20 protein-coding genes and 1 pseudogene are annotated in these 17152 nt (G+C 73.2%); 14 read left to right on the top strand and 7 right to left on the bottom strand.

Going from position 1 to position 17152, the window contains the following annotated elements; all coding sequences use genetic code 11:
• The first annotated feature begins 31 nt into the window (after positions 1–31).
• The gene (locus tag Cs7R123_RS09150) at positions 32–796 is read left to right on the top strand and encodes an enoyl-CoA hydratase/isomerase family protein (RefSeq protein ID WP_244871714.1); all 765 of its coding nucleotides are present in this window, start codon (positions 32–34) and stop codon (positions 794–796) included.
• A gap of 122 nt (positions 797–918) precedes the next feature.
• Here Cs7R123_RS09150 and Cs7R123_RS09145 read toward each other — a convergent pair whose 3' ends face one another.
• The 4 genes from Cs7R123_RS09145 to Cs7R123_RS09130 form a co-directional block, all read right to left on the bottom strand.
• Positions 919–2070: a low temperature requirement protein A gene (locus tag Cs7R123_RS09145; protein ID WP_244871713.1), complete on the bottom strand. Its 1152-nt coding sequence runs from the start codon at positions 2068–2070 to the stop codon at positions 919–921.
• A gap of 249 nt (positions 2071–2319) precedes the next feature.
• Positions 2320–3549 (bottom strand): MFS transporter, encoded by a 1230-nt coding sequence (locus Cs7R123_RS09140; RefSeq protein WP_244871976.1) that lies wholly within the window; start codon positions 3547–3549, stop codon positions 2320–2322.
• A gap of 61 nt (positions 3550–3610) precedes the next feature.
• On the bottom strand, positions 3611–4819 hold the full coding sequence (locus tag Cs7R123_RS09135; protein WP_244871712.1) for a Bcr/CflA family multidrug efflux MFS transporter: 1209 nt from the start codon (positions 4817–4819) through the stop codon (positions 3611–3613).
• Complete coding sequence (locus Cs7R123_RS09130; RefSeq protein ID WP_374706981.1) at positions 4816–6087, bottom strand: CynX/NimT family MFS transporter; 1272 nt, start codon at positions 6085–6087, stop codon at positions 4816–4818. Before Cs7R123_RS09130 ends, Cs7R123_RS09135 begins: the two co-directional genes overlap by 4 nt.
• Positions 6088–6182: 95 nt before the next feature.
• Here Cs7R123_RS09130 and Cs7R123_RS09125 point away from each other — a divergent pair, with 95 nt between their 5' ends.
• From Cs7R123_RS09125 to Cs7R123_RS09105, 5 genes are read left to right on the top strand one after another with little or no spacing between them, the layout of a single operon-like run.
• Entirely contained in the window at positions 6183–6842 is a 660-nt protein-coding gene (locus tag Cs7R123_RS09125; protein WP_212825123.1) for a FadR/GntR family transcriptional regulator, read from the top strand.
• A gap of 60 nt (positions 6843–6902) precedes the next feature.
• Positions 6903–7115 (top strand): type II toxin-antitoxin system VapB family antitoxin, encoded by a 213-nt coding sequence (locus tag Cs7R123_RS09120; protein ID WP_212825121.1) that lies wholly within the window; start codon positions 6903–6905, stop codon positions 7113–7115.
• Entirely contained in the window at positions 7112–7510 is a 399-nt protein-coding gene (locus Cs7R123_RS09115) for a PIN domain-containing protein (protein ID WP_212825119.1), read from the top strand. The genes Cs7R123_RS09120 and Cs7R123_RS09115 overlap by 4 nt, the downstream gene beginning before the upstream one ends.
• Positions 7503–8024, top strand: coding sequence for a nucleotidyltransferase domain-containing protein (locus tag Cs7R123_RS09110; RefSeq protein ID WP_244871711.1), 522 nt, complete (start codon positions 7503–7505; stop codon positions 8022–8024). Before Cs7R123_RS09115 ends, Cs7R123_RS09110 begins: the two co-directional genes overlap by 8 nt.
• 42 nt (positions 8025–8066) lie before the next feature.
• Positions 8067–8861 (top strand): bifunctional 2-polyprenyl-6-hydroxyphenol methylase/3-demethylubiquinol 3-O-methyltransferase UbiG, encoded by a 795-nt coding sequence (locus Cs7R123_RS09105; protein ID WP_212825117.1) that lies wholly within the window; start codon positions 8067–8069, stop codon positions 8859–8861.
• Between the two features lie 57 nt (positions 8862–8918).
• Here Cs7R123_RS09105 and Cs7R123_RS09100 read toward each other — a convergent pair whose 3' ends face one another.
• Positions 8919–9347: an OsmC family protein gene (locus tag Cs7R123_RS09100; protein ID WP_212825115.1), complete on the bottom strand. Its 429-nt coding sequence runs from the start codon at positions 9345–9347 to the stop codon at positions 8919–8921.
• Positions 9348–9613: 266 nt separating this feature from the next.
• On the opposite strand from Cs7R123_RS09100, the gene Cs7R123_RS09095 reads away from it, so the two are divergent.
• On the top strand, positions 9614–10144 hold the full coding sequence (locus Cs7R123_RS09095) for a DUF3558 family protein (protein WP_212825113.1): 531 nt from the start codon (positions 9614–9616) through the stop codon (positions 10142–10144).
• A 53-nt stretch (positions 10145–10197) separates the two neighbouring features.
• Here Cs7R123_RS09095 and Cs7R123_RS09090 read toward each other — a convergent pair.
• Positions 10198–10380, bottom strand: a pseudogene (locus Cs7R123_RS09090) (helix-turn-helix transcriptional regulator); the annotation flags it as partial.
• Positions 10377–10946 carry an alpha/beta hydrolase gene (locus tag Cs7R123_RS09085; RefSeq protein ID WP_212825109.1) on the bottom strand — a complete coding sequence of 190 codons (570 nt, stop codon included), beginning with the start codon at positions 10944–10946 and terminating at the stop codon, positions 10377–10379. The gene Cs7R123_RS09085 and the pseudogene Cs7R123_RS09090, both read right to left, overlap by 4 nt.
• Positions 10947–11104: 158 nt before the next feature.
• Between Cs7R123_RS09085 and Cs7R123_RS09080 the strand changes: the two genes are divergently transcribed.
• The 7 genes from Cs7R123_RS09080 to gcvH all read left to right on the top strand — a co-directional run bounded on the left by Cs7R123_RS09080 (position 11105) and on the right by gcvH (position 16996).
• Complete coding sequence (locus Cs7R123_RS09080) at positions 11105–12292, top strand: tetratricopeptide repeat protein (RefSeq protein WP_212825107.1); 1188 nt, start codon at positions 11105–11107, stop codon at positions 12290–12292.
• Between the two features lie 207 nt (positions 12293–12499).
• Positions 12500–13624 carry a cellulose binding domain-containing protein gene (locus Cs7R123_RS09075; RefSeq protein WP_212825105.1) on the top strand — a complete coding sequence of 375 codons (1125 nt, stop codon included), beginning with the start codon at positions 12500–12502 and terminating at the stop codon, positions 13622–13624.
• 123 nt (positions 13625–13747) lie between these two features.
• Entirely contained in the window at positions 13748–14446 is a 699-nt protein-coding gene (locus tag Cs7R123_RS09070) for a CDP-alcohol phosphatidyltransferase family protein (RefSeq protein WP_212825103.1), read from the top strand.
• A 10-nt stretch (positions 14447–14456) separates the two neighbouring features.
• Positions 14457–15353 carry a DUF881 domain-containing protein gene (locus Cs7R123_RS09065; RefSeq protein WP_212825101.1) on the top strand — a complete coding sequence of 299 codons (897 nt, stop codon included), beginning with the start codon at positions 14457–14459 and terminating at the stop codon, positions 15351–15353.
• The gene (locus Cs7R123_RS09060; RefSeq protein ID WP_212825099.1) at positions 15350–15682 is read left to right on the top strand and encodes a small basic family protein; all 333 of its coding nucleotides are present in this window, start codon (positions 15350–15352) and stop codon (positions 15680–15682) included. The genes Cs7R123_RS09065 and Cs7R123_RS09060 overlap by 4 nt, the downstream gene beginning before the upstream one ends.
• 8 nt (positions 15683–15690) lie before the next feature.
• Positions 15691–16575, top strand: a complete 885-nt coding sequence (locus Cs7R123_RS09055) for a DUF881 domain-containing protein (RefSeq protein ID WP_212825097.1) — start codon at positions 15691–15693, stop codon at positions 16573–16575.
• A 43-nt stretch (positions 16576–16618) separates the two neighbouring features.
• Positions 16619–16996: a glycine cleavage system protein GcvH gene (gene gcvH / locus Cs7R123_RS09050; RefSeq protein ID WP_212825095.1), complete on the top strand. Its 378-nt coding sequence runs from the start codon at positions 16619–16621 to the stop codon at positions 16994–16996.
• The last annotated feature ends 156 nt before the right edge of the window (positions 16997–17152 follow it).

Here is a 17152-nt window from a genome sequence, read left to right as displayed (position 1 = left end):
CGCCGGTGGGCGCGACATTTCGGAGGGCAGCGTGCCACGGCTAGACCTCGACGTCACCGGTCCGGTGGCCACCGTCCGCATCGACAACCAGGCCCGGCGCAACGCCATGACCAACGACATGTGGCGGTCGCTGCCGCCGCTGCTGGCGCGGCTGGGCACCGATCCGGGGGTACGGGTGCTGGTGCTGACCGGCGCGGGCGGCACCTTCTGCGCCGGGGCCGACATCACCGAGGTGGACGAGCTGATCGCCGAGGGCGAGGACAATCTCGCCGTACGTGCCGAGCAGGCCCTGGCGGCGTTCCCGAAGCCGGCCCTGGCCGCGATCGAGGGCGACTGCGTCGGCGGCGGCTGCCAGCTCGCGGCAGCCTGCGACCTGCGCTTCGCCGCCGAGGGCGCCCGGTTCGGGATCACCCCGGCCCGGCTGGGCATCGTCTACCCCGCCTCGACCACGGCCCGGCTGGTCGCGCTGATCGGCCCGTCGGCCGCCAAGCACCTGCTCTTCTCCGCCGACCTGATCGACGCCGGCCGCGCCCTGCGCATCGGCCTGATCGACGAACTGCACCCCGCGGCCGACCTCGCCGCCCGAGTCGCCGCGTTCGCCGCCCGCCTCGCCGAGCGCTCCTTACTCACCCAGGTCGCCGCGAAGGAGTTCGTGGCCGCGTCGCTGCACGCCACAGCCGCCCCCGACCGAGTCACCCACTGGCACGACGCGATGCGCACCAGCGGCGAAGCCGCCGAGGGCATCGCCGCCTTCAACACCCGCCGCACCCCCGCCTTCCCCTGGTCCCCCGACTGACCCGCCCCGAGGCGTCCAAGATCAGCCAAGTTGCCGGGCAATCGGGCGTATTTTGGCCGTTCATGCGCCCGATTGCCCGGCAAGTTGGCTGACCTTGAGCGCGGCGCGACGTGGCGCGGTGGTTATTCGGTGCGGGGGCCTGTCGCCACGACCACGGCCACCAGCACCGCCAGGATCGCGGCGATGACGTGGACCGGCGCACCGGTCAGCGGGGCCAGCAGCACCAGCACCGCCGCGACCGGGGTGGCCGCCACGACCGGGCCGCGCTGGCGCGGGCGCAGGTGCAGCATCCAGACGCTGAGCAGGTACACCGCGACCGGGACGGCGGTGGCGTAGCCCGCGGCCGGGCCGGACAGGTGGCTGGCGTGCGTGTCGTAGTCGACCGACACGGCCAGCCCGGCGCCGACGGCGGCGGCCGCGGCCAGGATCAGGTAGTGGCCGTACCCCCAGCGGAAGCCCGCGCGGGTGGACGTGATCAGGTCGTGCGCGGGCCGGTCGAAGTAGAGCCACCACATCGCGAACACGATCACCAGCCCGGCCAGCGCGAGCCCGACCAGGCGCGGATCGTGGCCGGTGCCCAGCCCGGACTCGATCGCCAGCGTCGCGGCCAGCACCGACTCGCCCAGCACGATGAGCGTGAACAGGCCGAACCGCTCGGCGATGTGGTGCGGGTGCCACTGGGTCGGCGCGGCCCGCTCGGCCCAGAGCGGCACCAGCAGCTCGCACAGCACCAGCACGAAGAACGACGGCAGCAGCAGGTCGTCGGGCAGGGCCAGCCGGGCCACCCAGCCGACCTGCACCAGGGTGATGCCGACGGCGAAGCGCAGCGCGGTCGTCCGGCGCGGCGGGTCCTGCCGGGCCGCGCGCAGCCACTGGCCGACCATGGCCATCCGCATGACGACGTAGCCGATGGTGATGAGCAGGAAGTCCCCCGTGTCGAAGGCGCTGGGCACGCCTGCGGCCAGGGTGAGCGCGCCCGCGATCTGGATCAGCGTGGTCAACCGGTACGGCACGTCGTCGGTGTCGTAGGCCGAGGCGAACCAGGTGAAGTTCATCCACGCCCACCAGATGGCGAAGAAGACCGTCAGGTAGCTCAGCAGACCGTGCCCGACGTGGCCCTCGGTCACGTCGTGGTGCAGGTGTGCGGCGGCCTGCGCCACGGCGACCACGAAGCACAGGTCGAAGAAGAGCTCCAGGGGCGTGGCGACGCGGTGCGGCTCGTGCGGGTGGCGCGAGGTCATCGGCCGGTACAGGCGGCTGTTCGGGCTGGGCACCACCGCAGGCTACGGCAGCCGGGGTGCGTTTTCGGCCGTCCGGTGCCCGGCAGGCCGGTGCGCGGCCGGACCTGTCGCGGGTCGGGGCGCGCACCGGCCTGCCGTCCGAGGTCCGGCGTGCGTGCCGCGCCGGATCCCGGTCCACACCGGAGGGCAGATCTATCGATGGCTTGTTATGGAAGCGCTCCCATTCTCGCGCGTGTCACGAGAATGTCAAGTCACCGCAGCACGATGTGGACCCGGGCGTGCTCAGCCCGCCGGGGCCAGGTCCGCCCGCTCGTCCTCCGGCGAGCGCAGCGCCGCCACCCCGCGCACCGCGAACACGCCGTACGTCGTGGCGAGCAGGACCACCGCGGCCACCACCGCGAACACCGGCAGCCCGATGGTCAGCGCCAGCAGCGGCGCCACCGCGATCGCGATCGGCTGGAGCGCGAAGTTGCCGATCGACTCCAGCGCGAACACCCGCCCCTGCACCTCGGCCGGGAACTCGGTCTGCAACGCGGTGAACCACAGCACCACGAACACGCCGATGCCGCCCCAGGCGACCACCTCGACCACGCCCCACAGCCACAGCGGCACCGGCACGGCCAGGCACACCGGCAGCAGCGCGCAGGGGACCAGGGCGTTCATCGCCCACAGCCCGGCCCGGCGGGTGCGGATGCGCCCGGCCAGCGCCGAGCCCAGCACCATGCCGACCGACGCGGCCGCCGACAGCCAGCCGTACGCGGCCGGGCCGAACCGCTGCTGGCTGACGATCGGCACCAGGGTGTAGTTCGGGGCGAACAGGAAGAACACCTGCACCGTGCCCTGCAACATGATCACCAGCGCCCACGGGCGGCGGCGCACCTCGCGGACGCCGTCGCGCGCCTCGGCGAGCATCGCGCCCATGCCCCGGCCCGCCTCGGCCTGCGCCACCTTCGGCAGCTTCAGCCACAGCAGCGTGACCAGGCTGACCCCGAACGTGGCCACGTCGACGACCAGCGCGCCCCGCGCGCTCAGCAGGGCGACCAGTCCCGCGCCGATGAGGGCGCCCACCGCCGCGCCGACGCGCTTGGTCGACGAGTCCAGCGCGTTGGCCTGCTGGCGAAGTTCGGGGCCGACCAGTTGCGGCAGGGCGGCGCGGTGCGCGGGCTCGTACAGGGCGCCGCCGATGCCGAGCAGGCAGGCCGCGATCAGCGGCAGCCACAGCGGGCCGCGCGCGCCGAACGCGATCAGCCCGAGCACGCCGATCACCCGGATCACGTCGGACACGGCCATCACCGCGCTGCGGGAGTACCGGTCGGCGATCACACCCCCGGCGAGCAGCAGCAGCACGCTCGCGGCGGCCTCGGCCGCCAGCACCAGCCCGAACTGCTGCGGGCCGCGGGTGGGCAGGATCAGCGCGGGCAGCGCGACCAGGCCGATGGCGTTGCCGACGACGCTGGTCACCTGCCCGGCCCAGAATGCCAGGTAGCGGCGGTCGCGCAGCAGGGTCGCCATGGTGCTCACGGGTGCATGCTGCCTTCCCGGTACCTGGTGATCAAGCGGTTTCCGTACTTGATCAGGCGGGTTCGGCCAGGCCGGGGCGGGTGAGGGTCAGCGCGCACGCCGACAGGCAGGCGAAGCCGAGCATGGTGACCGCCATCGGCACCCCGCCCGCCGCGCCCAGCGCCGCCATGATCGGCCCGGCCAGCGCGCCGGTGCCCGACTGCATCGCGCCCATCACCGCCGAGGCGGTCCCGGCCATGTGCCGGTAGTCCTCCAGCGCCAGCGCGACCGCGTTCGGGGTGAGCATGCCCAGGCTGGCGACGTAGAAGAACAGGCAGGCCACGACCCCGGCCGCGCTGCCCAGCTCGGCGGCGCCCAGCATGGCCGCGCCCGCCGCCAGGATCACGGCCAGCGCGGCGAACAGCAGCGTGCGCGGGGCGTGCCGGCCGACCAGGCGGGCGTTGAGCTGCCCGGCCAGCACCAGGCCGAGCGAGTTCACCCCGAAGATCAGCCCGTAGCCCTGCGCGGAGATGCCGAAGCCCTCCTGGAGCACGAACGAGCCGCTGGACAGGTACGCGAACAGCCCCGCGAAGGCGAGCCCCTGCCCGAAGACATACCCGAGGAAGCGGCGGTCGCCGGTGAGCACCCGCACGCCCCGGCCGATCTCGGCCAGCCCGCCGGTGCGGCGCCGTTCGGTCGGCAGCGTCTCCGGCAGCCAGCGCCCCACGACCACGACCATGGCCAGGCCGTACACCGCCAGCAGCCAGAACACGCCGCGCCAGCTGGTGAACCGCAGCGCCGCGGCGCCGATGGTCGGCGCGATCACGGGCGCCACCCCGAAGACCAGGGTGAGCCGGGAGAAGAAGCGTGACGCCTCGGCGCCGTGGAACAGGTCGCGCACCACGGCCCGCGCGACGGTGATGCCCATGCCGCCCGCGATGCCCTGGACCAGGCGCAGCCCGGTGAGCATGCCGATGCCGGGGCTGACCGCGATCAGCGCGGAGGCGGCGGTGAAGGCGGCCGCGCCGATCAGCGCCGGGCGCCGGCGGCCGTAGCGGTCGGCCAGCGGGCCGCTGACGAGCTGCCCCAGCGCCAGGCCGATCAGGGCCACGGTCAGCGTCAGCTGCACCGCGGCGGCCGAGACGTGCAGGTCGGCCGCGATGCGCGGGAAGGCGGGCAGGTACATGTCGAACGACAGGGCGCCGAAGGCGGACATGCTGCCGAGTACGAAGATCAGGGTGATGCGGCTCGGAGCGGGTGGTGCGGGTGTCGCGGCGGTCACGCAGTGACCGAACCATGCCGCGCCGGCAGTTCGTGCCAGATGTGAGCGCGGTTACACGGCTCGTCTTCCAGGTGGCGGGGCCGCGCGGCGGCGACCCCGGCGGCCGCCTGCACCACGGCGGCGGCGATCAGGAAGCCCAGCGGCAGGGTCCAGCCGCCGGTGGCCTCGTACAGGATGCCGACGACCAGCGGGCCCAGCGCCGCGATCAGGTAGCCGGTGCTCTGCGCGAACGCCGACAGCGCGACCACGCCCTGCGCGGTGCGCGCCCGCATCCCGATCATCGCCAGGGCCAGCGGGAACGCGCTCTGCCCGAACGCCAGCAGGGACACCCAGGCCAGCGCGCCGGAGTGCGGCGCCAGGGCGAGGCCGACGTACGAGGCGATCATCGCGGTGGACATCAGCAGCACCAGGCCGCGCAGGTCGCGCAGGCGGCCCGCGATGGCGGGCATGAGCAGCGCCAGCGGCACCCCGAACGCGGGCACCGCCGCCAGCAGCAGCCCCGCCGTGGCCGGGCTGAACTGCGCGTCGCGGAACATCTGGGCCAGCCAGCCCATCGTGGCGTACCCGCTGAGCGACTGGGCGCCGAAGTAGAGCGCCAGCGCCCAGCCCAGCCGGGTGCGCCCCGGCCGCAGCGGCTCGGCTTCGGCTCCGCGCGCGGCGCGGGCCCGTCCCGCCGCCCGGCGGGTGGCCAGCCAGGGCAGGGCCGCGACCACGGCGAGCAGGGCCCAGACGCCCATGCCGGCACGCCAGCCGCCCAGCGTGTGCGCGATCGGCACCGACGCCGCGGCGCCCAGCGTGCTGCCCAGGATCAGGGTCATCGTGTACACGCCGGTGACCAGCCCCGTGCGGTGCGGGAAGTGCTCCTTGACCAGCGCGGGCAGCAGGATGTTGGCCACCGCGATGCCCGCCAGCGCCAGCGCGCTGCTGGCCAGGAAGACCGCCGCGGAACCGGTGAGCACCCGGACCAGCTGGCCCGCGGCCAGCAGCAGCATCGAACCGACCAGCAGCTGGGCCGACGACAGGCGGCGGGCCAGGCGCGGGGTGAGCGCCCCGAACGCGGCGAAGCTCAGCGCGGGCAGGGTGGTGATGGCGCCCGCGGCGGTGGCCGACAGGTGCAGCCCGGCGCTGACTTCTTCGAGAAGGGCGCCCAGGCTGGTGATGGCGGCTCGCAGGTTCAGCGCTACCAGCACGATCCCCGCACCCGCGAGCAGGGCCGCCCGCCCCCGGGCAGGCAGGGAGGTGACCCGCGCGGCGTTAGGTGCGATCATCTGCGGCACGGTGGAAGCTACGGCCTCGACGGCGGTCGGCGGCATACCTCCGATCGTAGAATCATGGGATGAATTCTGAGCTGGAGATGTAAGCAATGACACTGCGCTCCCCGACGCGCCAGACCCTGGTGCCACAGGTGATCGAGCAGCTGCGCACACAGATCAGCTCGAGTGAATGGCCTGTGGGCAGCCGGATCCCCACCGAACCCGACCTGGCGGCCGCCCTCGGCGTGGGCCGCAACACCGTCCGCGAGGCCGTCCGGGCCCTCGTACACGCCGGAGTGCTCGAATGCCGCCAGGGCTCCGGAACGTACGTCACCGCCACCCACGAGCTCACCGGCGTCGTCGCCCGGCGGCTGGCCGACGCCGAGATGGCGGAGGCGGTCGAGGTGCGGCGCGCGTTCGAGGTCGAGGCGGCGCGGCTGGCGGCGCAGCGGCGTACCCCCGCTGATCTTGACCTGCTCGACGAGCTGCTGGCCCGGCGCGAGCAGACCTGGGCCGGCGGCGACGCGGCCGCGTTCGTGGCCGCCGACGCCGACCTGCACATGGCGATCGTCGCGGCCGCGCACAACGCGATGCTCGCCGAGCTGTACGCCTCCTTCGGCACCGCCATGCGGGCCAGCCTCAGCCAGCACATCGGCGACCAGCTCACCCCCGACCGGTACGCCGACCACAGCGAGCTCGTCGACGCCATCCGCGCGGGCGAGCCGTCCCGCGCCGCCCGCGCCGCCGCCGCCTACCTCGACCCCGCATAGCTTGTGACCACTCGGATATCCGCCATAGGATCGGATATCCGAGTGGAAACGGGGTGGCGTATGGCGAAGACGCTCGTAGACGTCGATGAGGACCTGCTCGCCGAGGCGACTGCGGCGCTGGGCACCAGCACCAAGAAGGACACGGTGAACAGTGCCCTGCGGCTGGCGGTGGAGGCGAGCCGGGAGCGGCGCGAGCAGGCGCTCGCCGAACTGCAGGCGATCGCCGACGAAGGCGGGTTCGACTTCGACCGGCTCGCGAATCTCGACCGGTGAAGTACCTGATCGACACCAGTGCGCTGGTCCGGGTGCTGCGCCGCCAGGTCGATCAGCGGTGGCATGAACTCATCAACCGCGGCCTGGTCGCGGTGTGCGACCCAGTCCTGGCCGAGACGCTGACCATCGCCGACGCCAAGGCCTACCAGCGGATTGAGGAGAACCTGCTGGCAGCCCATCCGTGGGTGCCGGTCCCGGATGACGCGTGGGCGCTGATCGCCGCGGTCCGGCGGGAACTGGCAGGCCACAGCGCCCATCAGGGGCTTTCGGTGGCCGACTATCTCATCGTCGCCACGGCGATCCGGCTCAAGCTGACGGTGCTGCACGAGGACGCCGACTTCGAGACGGCTGCCCGCTACCTTCCCCAACTGCGGCAGGAACGGATCAGTGCCTGAAGTGCCGTCGGCCGCCGATCAGCTGGCGGTCATCGGGGACGTCGTCGCGGCGGCGGGGCGGGCCGGGGCGGCGGTGTGGCTGCGCGGCGGCTGGGCGCTGGACTTCTACCTGGGCCGGGTGACCCGGCCGCACCTCGACGTCGACTGGTTCTGCTGGGCCGACGACGTCGAGGCGGTGTCCGCGCTCGCCACCGGCCTGGGCTTCACCGCGTACGGCGACAGCCCCGCGCAGCGGGACTTCCGGCGCGGGGACCTCGACCTCGGGTTCGCGCTGCTCGGCCGCGACGGGGCCGGGCGGCCGACGGTGCCGTCCGGGCCGTACGCCGGGCAGCCCTGGCCTGACGGCATGCTCGACGGGCCGCTCGGCCGCATCGGCGGCCTGGCCTGCCCGGTCATCAGCCCGCAGGCGCAGATCGAGCTGAAGCTGCGCTACCCCGAGTGGAACCCGGCGCTGGCCCGCCGGGACAAGGACCTGGCCGACATCGAGCTGCTCCGGGCCCGCCTGGCCGCCTGAAACCCGGTTGCCCGGCGGCCCGGCGGCGCCGAGCATCGGCCCATGCAGACCGAGATCGAGGACTACTACCGCCAGGGCGGCGAGACGCGCCGCCTCGACGCGGGCGCGGGGCGCTGGGAGTTCCTGCGCACCTGGGACCTGCTCCAGCGCGTCCTGCCCGCCGGGCCGCTGTCGATCCTGGACGTCGGCGGCGCCACCGGCGGGTACGCCGGACCGCTGGCGCGCCACGGCCACCGCGTGCACGTCGTCGACCCGATGCCGGAGCACGCGGCCGCGGCCGCCGCGCTGCCCGGGGTGACCGCCGCCGTAGGCGACGCCCGCGCCCTGGCCGAGCCGGATGCCGCGTACGACGCGGTGCTGCTGTTCGGTCCGCTCTACCACCTGGTGGAGCGCGGGGACCGGCTCGCGGCCTGGCGCGAGGCCGCCCGCGCGGTGCGCCCCGGCGGGCTCGTCGTCGCGGCCACTGTCAGCCGGTTCGCCTCGCTGCTCGACGGCTACGTGAGCGGCCACCTCGCCCACGAGGCGTTCGCCCGGATGCTGGACCACACCCTGGCCACCGGCGAGCACCGCAACCTCGGCACCGACCGGCGCTGGTTCACCACCGCCTACTTCCACCGCCCCGACGAGCCGCAGGCCGAGGCGGCCGACGCGGGGCTCGACTTCGTGCGGACCGCTGCGGTGGAGGGTCCGCTGTGGATGCTGCCGGTGCTCGACGAGGTGCTGGCCGATCCGGCTCGCACGGCGCAGGCGCTGGACCTCGTCCGGCGGGTCGAGGGCGAGCCGCACCTGTGGGGCGCCAGCTCCCACCTGCTCACCGTGGCGCGGCGCCCGGCCTAGGACGCGAACCGGCCCGGACGCGGCTCCCGCAGAGCCTCGTCCGGGCCGGTCGGCGGATCAGACGAGGGTCGTCTTGAGGGTGATCTCGGCGCCCGGCGACAGCAGGCGCGAGATCGGGCAGCCCGCCTTGGCCGCCTCGGCCAGCTTCACGAACTCGGCCTCGTCGATGCCGGGGACGTCGCCGGTGGTCTCCAGGTCGATGCGGGTGACCGTCATGCCGGCGTCGGTCTTGTCCAGGTGGACGTTGGCGTTGGTGACCACGGACGTCGGCACGTGGCCGGCGTCGGAGAGCTGCTTGGAGAAGGCCATCGAGAAGCAGCCGGCGTGGGCCGCGGCGATGAGCTCCTCCGGGTTGGTCCCCTCGCCCTCCTCGAAGCGCGACTTGAACGAGTAGTTGGCCTGCAGGCCACCCTTGCCGGTCGCGATCGAGCCGGCCCCTTCGGTGAGGTTGCCCTGCCAACGAGCTGATGCGGTGCGAATAGGCATGAGCCTGACGCTAGCCCACTGCCGCGGCCCCCGCCCCGGCAACACCCTCGTCCCCGGCCGCGTGTCGGCGTCGCGCGGGAGATTCGGCTGTTTCGAAGAACTCGGCAGCTCGGTCGCTTCGCCGGGTCTGCCGGATTCCCGTACGCGGGTCCGCCGGTTGGGATAGAAGGAAAGCTGTGCGGCCGTCCTTTCGCGCCGTGCCGGGTCCTGGGGACGCCAGGACGCGATCGTCGCATCACCACTTCATGGCAAGGGGTTCGATCTCCGTGACGCAGCGCCGACCGCTCATCGTGCTCTCCGCCCTGCCGCTCCTGCTGGCCGGTTGTTCCGCCCTGCCGGGCGCGGCGAACACCGCGCCCACCGGGCCGCCGGGCGGGGACACGGCCGCGCCGACCGCGACGGCCGCCGCGAGCACCGCGCCGAAGACCGTGGCCGTCTGCGATCTGCTGACGAAAGCCGAAGCCGAGAAGCTGGCGGACGCCCCGGTCAATCCCGGTCAGGAGGGCCCCGCGACCGTCCCTTCCTGCGTCTACACCCCGACGGCGACCGGCCCCACCGCGCAGGTCGAGCTGTACCTGGCCGAGAGCGCCAAGAACTATCTCGACGCCGAGCGGCAGCTCGGGCACGAACTGACTCCCGTCGCCGGACTCGGTGACGAGGCATACCTGGAGGACGGCTCGATCATCTTCCGCAAGGGGGACGAATGGGCGTTCATCCACCTCGTCCGCTCGACGGATCCGGCGATCAACCGGCAGCGGCTGCAGGACGCGGCCCAGACGGTGGCCGGCCGCCTGTGAGCGCCGCCCGATTCAGCGATGCCCTGAACAGGTCCACCAAACCTGACCGGTCACAGCCGGATGCCGCCGCCGCGGCCCGGCTCGGTCCACAGCGGAACCCCGGCCGCCTGGAGCGCGGCGACGTCGCGGTACACCGTGCGCTCGGACACCTCGAACAGCGCGGCCAGCTCGGCGGCGGTCGCCGAGCGGCGCTGCTGGAGTGTGAGCAGCAGCGACACCAGCCGCGACGCTTTCACAGCGTCCTCAGGAACTCGTCCATCCGCGCGGTGACGCGCACGAGGTCGCGGGCTGAGGCGATCGGGTCGTCCGGCTGCTCCAGCGCGTGGTCCGCGCCGGGCAGGACCAGCTGCGGCACGTCGAGCCCGGCGGCGACGGACGGCTTCCAGTACGGGTCGGCGTCGCCGCCCACCACCAGGCACGGCGCGGTGGCGGCGGCCAGCGCCGAGGCCACGTCGGGATCGCCGAGGATCGGGGTCAGCCAGATGGCGGGCAGCCGCCGGGCGGCGGCCAAGGGGGCGGCGAAGGTGCCCAGCGACTTGCCGACGATCAGTGGCCGTGGGGCTGTCTCCGCGGCCAGCGCGGCCTCGGCCTGCCCGGTGACCCAGTCGAGCCACTGCTCCGGTGGCAACCGGGCGGGTCGCGACCACCAGACCTCCTGGACGGTCCAGCCAAGAGCGACCAGGACCGCCCGGGCGTAGTACAGCAGCGGCCGGTCCGGGCTGTAGCCGCCACCGCCGGGCAGGATCACGGCGACGCGGTCGGGGTCGCCGGACCAGCGGCGGGTCGCGGGGTCGTACGCCATGGCGGTGATCATAGACGTCTGTCAGGCTGTCGGAGGCTCTGATCGCGGGCGGTGCACCCGGTCCGGTTAGGCCGTTGTTCGGGTTGCGGTCGGCTGTACGACCCTGTCGGGCGGCTGGGCGAGCGCGTACCGTGGCCGTAGCTGGAGGGGGTGTGGGGATGCCGGTGGGGGAGTCGGTGCTGGCGCGGGCCCGTGAGCGGATCGCGGCCGGTTCGCTGTCGGCCGCGCATGAGCTGCTGACCGAGGCGCTGACCACCATGCCGCCCGACCCGATGGCAGCCGGGCCGTACGTGGCGGAGGCGGTGGTGTTGCAGACCGGGGTGCTGCTCGGCCTGAACGAGCCGCACGCGGCGCGCGGCTGGGCGGCGTACGGCTTCACCGCCCACCGCGGCCTCTACGGCGACCGCGACCGGCGCACCCTGCACGCGCTGGGCCTGCTCGCGGCGGTGCTGACCCGCGTCGGCCGGCACACCCGGGCCGCCCAGCGCTACCGCGAGCTGATCACGGCGTACGCCGAACTGGAGGGTCCGGACTCCGACCGGGTGCTGGCCGCCAAGGCGGACCTGGCCACGGTCGAGCACGCCGTCGGCGACTGCCTGTCGGCGCGGCTGCGGCTGGCCAACGTCATCGCCGAATACCAGCAGCGCCACGGCAAGGTGCACCCGGTGGCGATCCGGATGCAGGCGCGGCTGGCCGCGATGTGGCGCGACTGCGGGCGCTTCGACGACGCCCACGAGCTGCTGTCGGAGGCCCGCCGGTACGCCGCGCTGCTCGGCGCCGACGATCCGGTGCACGCGCTGCTGGCCACGGCCGCCTCCGCCGAGGCCGACCTCAAGCACGCCTGCGGCGGCGAGATGGTGCCGCCGCCGGTGCCGCGCCCCGGCGACGGCCTGTGGCAGCCCGAGGACGACCCGCTGCCGGACGCGCCGCTGGTCGAGGCGCATCCGGAGGCCCACCCGGCCCACGCCTGGATGCCCCGCCAGCCGGAGTACGCCACCACCGCCCCGGCCCGCGAGCCGCTGCCGCAGGACCGCGCCTGGGCCGCCGAGATGGCCCGGTCGGCATCGGACGCCGGTGCGGCCCGCTGGGACCCCCTGACGCCCGCCTACGACGGCCCGGAGGAGTCGGCGCCCGGCTTCACCACCGCGCACCTCCCGCCGTACCTGGCCACGCCGGACTTCGCCACGCCCCACTTCTTCGCCCCGGAGCAGGAGGCGCCGCGCTGGGCCCGCCCGGACGCCGCGCCGTCGCCGCGGCAGAACCTGGTGCTGATCGCGGCGTGCGTGGGGATCGTGGCGGTGACGCTGCTGTTCGTGCTGCTGGTGAGCTCCGTCTCGCCCCAGTGAGCCTGACTGTCGCGTGTGGGCGCGCGAGCCGATAGCATCGATCCCGGCCGCTGTCGCCGACCCTGGGAGCCGGGTCCGCCGCGGCCCGGGGCCCTCATGCGACCGCCGTGTCCGGCGTGCCGTCGCGGGTGACCGTGCTACCCGTATCTCCGGCGAGGCCGGATCCGCGTGGGCGGCGGGCGGCTCGCCTGTCCTGGAAGGACGTCCATGTCCTGGCCCAAACTCAGGGCGGCGCTGATCGCGCTGCTCACCACGGTCGCCTCGGCGACCGCGCTGCTGGTCCTGTCGCCCTCCGCCCCGGCCGCCGCGGCCGCGGTGCGGATCATGCCGCTGGGCGACTCCATCACCGGCTCGCCCGGCTGCTGGCGGGCCCTGCTCTGGAACCGGCTCCAGTCGGCCGGCTACACCAACATCGACTTCGTCGGCACGCTGGGCCCGCAGGGCTGCGGGGTGGCCTACGACGGCGACAACGAGGGGCACGGCGGCTACCTCGTCACCAACGTCGCCGACCAGAACCAGCTGGTGCCGTGGCTGGCGGCGACCCTGCCCGACATCGTGATCATGCACTTCGCCACCAACGACGTGTGGAGCAACCGCGCCCCGTCGGTGATCCTGGCGGCTTACAGCAAGCTCGTGGACCAGATGCGGGCGAGCAACCCGAACATGAAGATCCTGGTCGCCAAGATCATCCCGGTGAACCCGCCGAGCTGCCCCGAGTGCGCCCAGCGCACGATCGACCTCAACAACGCCGTCCCGGCCTGGGCGGCGGGCAAGACCACCGCCCAGTCGCCGATCACCGTGGTCGACCAGTGGACCGGCTTCAACACCGCCACCGACACCGGTGACGGCGTACACCCCAACGCCGCCGGCGACCAGAAGATGTCCGACAAGTGGTTCCCGGCGCTGGTCTCGGCGCTCGGCGGCACCACGCCGTCGCCGAGCCCGTCCCGGTCGGCCAGTCCCTCACCCTCTGCCAGCCCGTCCCGGTCGGCCTCCCCGTCGCCGTCGAGCTCGCCGCCGCCGGCCGGCAAGAGCTGCGCGGCGACGTTCACGGTGACCAACCAGTGGAACAACGGGTTCCAGGGCGACATCACGGTCAAGAACACGGGCTCGGTGGCGCTGACCGGCTGGATCGTGAAGCTGGTCTTCCCGAACGGGCAGGTGGTCACCCAGGGCTGGAACGGGACGTTCAGCCAGTCCGGAGCGACGGTGACGGTCACCAACCTCAGCTGGAACGGCGCGCTGGCGCCGGGCGCGACCGCCTCGGCCGGGTTCCTGGCCTCGTGGAGCGGCGTCAACGGTCCGCCGACGGTGACCTGCACCCCGCTGTGAGATAGGAAGTGAGGTAGGGCACCTTCGCGCCGACCGCGAGCGCGCGGGTGCCCTACCGCGCCCGGCCGGGGCGTAGGCGAATACCGTTCCCGTGGTAGAACTGGGGGTCGTGATTCGCCGATCATGTCCGGCGATTCGAGTGAATACAGCCGGCCCGCGCCGGCTGTCCCTTTTGTGGCTGGCCGGAGGGGGGCGTGCGCTGTGACGCAGCCGCTGGAGACGAGCCGGCCTGACGGCCCGGTGGCACGCGACCGCGTCCTCACCGTCCCCAACCTGATCAGCTTCGCCCGCCTGCTGGGCGTGCCGCTGTTCCTGTACCTGTTCCTGGTCGCCGACCGGATCGGCTGGGCCGTGGTCGTGCTGGCCCTGGGCGGCACCACCGACTGGATCGACGGCTACCTCGCCCGGCGCCTCGGCCAGGTCAGCCGCCTCGGCGAGCTGCTGGACCCGTTCGCCGACCGGCTCTACATCCTGGCGACCCTGTTCGCGTTCACCGTCCGCGACATCGTGCCGTGGCAGTTCACCGCGGCGCTGCTCGCCCGGGACGTGCTGCTGATGCTGACCTTCCCGGTGCTGCGGCGCCTGGGCTACGGGCCGCTGCCGGTGCACTACCTGGGCAAGACCGCCACGTTCATCCTGCTGATGGGCTTCCCGATCCTGCTGCTGGCCTGGGCGGTGCCGACCGGCCCGGTGCACGCGATCGCGTACGCCAGCGGCTGGGCCCTGGCCTGGTGGGGCATCGTCCTGTACTGGATCGCCGGGATCTTCTACCTCGCCCAGTTCGCGGCCGTGCTGCGCCGGTCGCGGCAGGCGGCGGTCTGACGGGGCGGCCATGACCGAGCCGCGCGAGCAGGGGCAGCGGCCCCAGCAGCCGCAACAGGGCAGGTTCTCCGCGGACATGCTCACCGAGCTGTTCCAGGACCCCCTCGATCCCGCGTACGCCGACGCCGCCCGCGCCCGCCGCGAGCGGCGCACGCCGCTGCCCGGCTGGAACCGGGGCAGCCGCAAGGGCGCCAAGTTGGTCGCGCTGCTGATCATCGGCGTGCTGCTGGCGGTGGCGTACCAGCAGGTCATCGCGCGCGCCCCGGACCGCGCCACCGCCCGCGCCGGTCTGATCAAGGAGATGAACCAGCGCCAGGCCAAGACCGACGAGCTGGCCCAGGAGGCCGAGCGGCTGCAGAACGAGGTGTCCAAGCTGCGCGAGTCGGCGCTGTCGGACACCACCGTGGCCCAGCTGCGCCAGCTGGAGGCGGCCACCGGCATGCGCAAGGTCACCGGCGACGGCGTCATCGTCACCATGCAGGACGGCCCGAACGCCGCCTCGGTGCCGGAGGCGGGCGTGCTCGACGTGGATCTACAGGTCGTGGCCAACGCGCTGTGGGCCTCCGGGGCCGAGGCGATCGCCATCAACGGCCGCCGCCTGAGCTCGGTCACGCCGATCCGCACGGCGGGTTCGGCCATCCTGGTCGGCAACGCGCATATCCTCGGTCCGTACGAGGTGGTCGCCATCGGTCCCCCCGATCTGGCCGACCGGTTCAACGACACCGCCGCGGCGGCCTACTACCGGGCGCTGCGCGACGACAAGGCATACGCCGTGGGCTTCGACGTGAAGGAGCGCAACGACCTGGAGCTGCCCGCGGCCGTGCTGCCGCAGCTGCTGCTCGCGACGGTGCCGAAGCCCTCGGCCACCCCGACGCCCTCGACCTCGCCCTCGGGAGGACGCAAATGATCGCTGTGCTGGCGCTGATCGTCGGGGTGGTGCTGGGCGTCGTGCTCAACCCCACCGTCCCGGACGCGCTTCAGCCGTACCTGCCGATCGCGGTGGTGGCGGCGCTGGACGCCGTCTTCGGCGGCGTGCGGGCCAAGCTCGACGGCATCTTCGACGACAAGCAGTTCGTGATCTCGTTCATCTCGAACGTCCTGGTCGCGGCGTTCATCGTGTACCTCGGTGACAAGCTCGGCGTGGGTGCGCAGCTGTCCACGGGCGTCGTCGTCGTGCTCGGCGTCCGGATCTTCGGCAACGTCGCGGCGATCCGCCGGCGGCTGTTCAAGGCGTAGGTGCGGCGATGAGTGACGAGACGACCAAGCCGGACGGCCCGGACGAGCCGACGCTCGCCCACACCCCGGCGCAGCCGGACGTGCCGGAGCCCGCGGAGTCTGAGCCCGCGGTGTCCGAGCCCGCGGTGTTCGAGCCGGCCCGGACCGCGCAGGCCCCGGCAGCCGGGACCGCCGGGAAGGGCGCCCCCGCGGCGGCGCAGGCGCGGCGGCTGACCGGCGCGGGCGCGCTGATCGGACTGCTGCTGGTGCTGCTCGGGTTCACCCTGGTGGTGCAGCTCAAGAGCAACTCCGCGGACAAGGCGTACGCCTCGCTGCGGCAGGAGGACCTGGTCACCATCCTGGCCGACCTCGACGCCCGCGAGGACCGGCTCCAGCAGGACATCGCCGTGCTGGAGGCCAGCCGCCGCGAGCTGGTCTCGGGTGCGGCCAGCCGCGACGAGATCATCAAGAAGGCCCAGGAGCGCGCCGACGACCTGGGCATCCTGGCCGGGACGCTGCCCGCGCAGGGCCCGGGGGTGCTCGTCCGGCTGGAGGACGGCTCCAAGAAGATCACCGCGAACCACCTGCTCAACGCGGTGCAGGAGCTGCGCGGGGCGGGGGCCGAGGCGATGCAGATCGATTCGCCGAGCGGCTCGGTACGGGTCATCGCATCGACGTCCTTCGTCGACGTCGACGGCGGGATCGTGGTCGACGGAGTGCGCCTGACCGGCCCGTACACGATCAAAGCCATCGGCGAGCCGCGTGACGTCGCCATCGCGATGCGGTTTCCCGGTGGGGTGGTTGACGATGTGACTCGCGACGGCGGTAACGTGATCGTCAACGAACCCGGCACGGTCGACATCACGACCGTCCGGTCGGCTCCGACTTTGGAGTACGCCAAGCCCGTCTCCTGACGGGCCGGTGCCGCACAACGGCCGATGCACGAGGGGGACCACCGTGATTCCTGAGGACCTGAAATACACCGCCGAGCACGAGTGGGTCTCCACTGGCGGCGGTACGGTCCGGGTCGGTATCACCCACTTCGCGCAGGACGCCCTCGGCGACATCGTCTACGTCCAGCTGCCCGAGACCGGTGCCAAGGTCGACGCGGGCGACTCCTTCGGCGAGGTCGAGTCGACCAAGAGCGTGTCGGAGATCTACGCCCCGATCAGCGGCACCGTCACCGCCCGCAACGAGGCGCTCGGCGACTCGCCCGACCTGATCAACACCGACCCGTACGGTGAGGGCTGGCTCGTCGAGATCGAGCCGGCCGATCCCGCCGCGGTGGATGCGCTTCTGGACGCGGACGCGTACCGTGAACTGACCCAGAGCTGAACCATCATTCAGTGCCCCCAGCCGCAGCCAGCGAGTCCGGTTGACCCGTCATTTCCGGGGTCGCTAGGCTCGCGGGCTAAGCTCGCCGCTGTAGTCGAGTAACGCCGTGCCGGTATCCATAGCTGCACCACGCATGCGTGGCCTATATGACCGTGA

Source organism: Catellatospora sp. TT07R-123 (assembly GCF_018327705.1).
GTDB lineage: Bacteria > Actinomycetota > Actinomycetes > Mycobacteriales > Micromonosporaceae > Catellatospora.
This window is presented reverse-complemented; position numbering and strand designations above follow the sequence as displayed.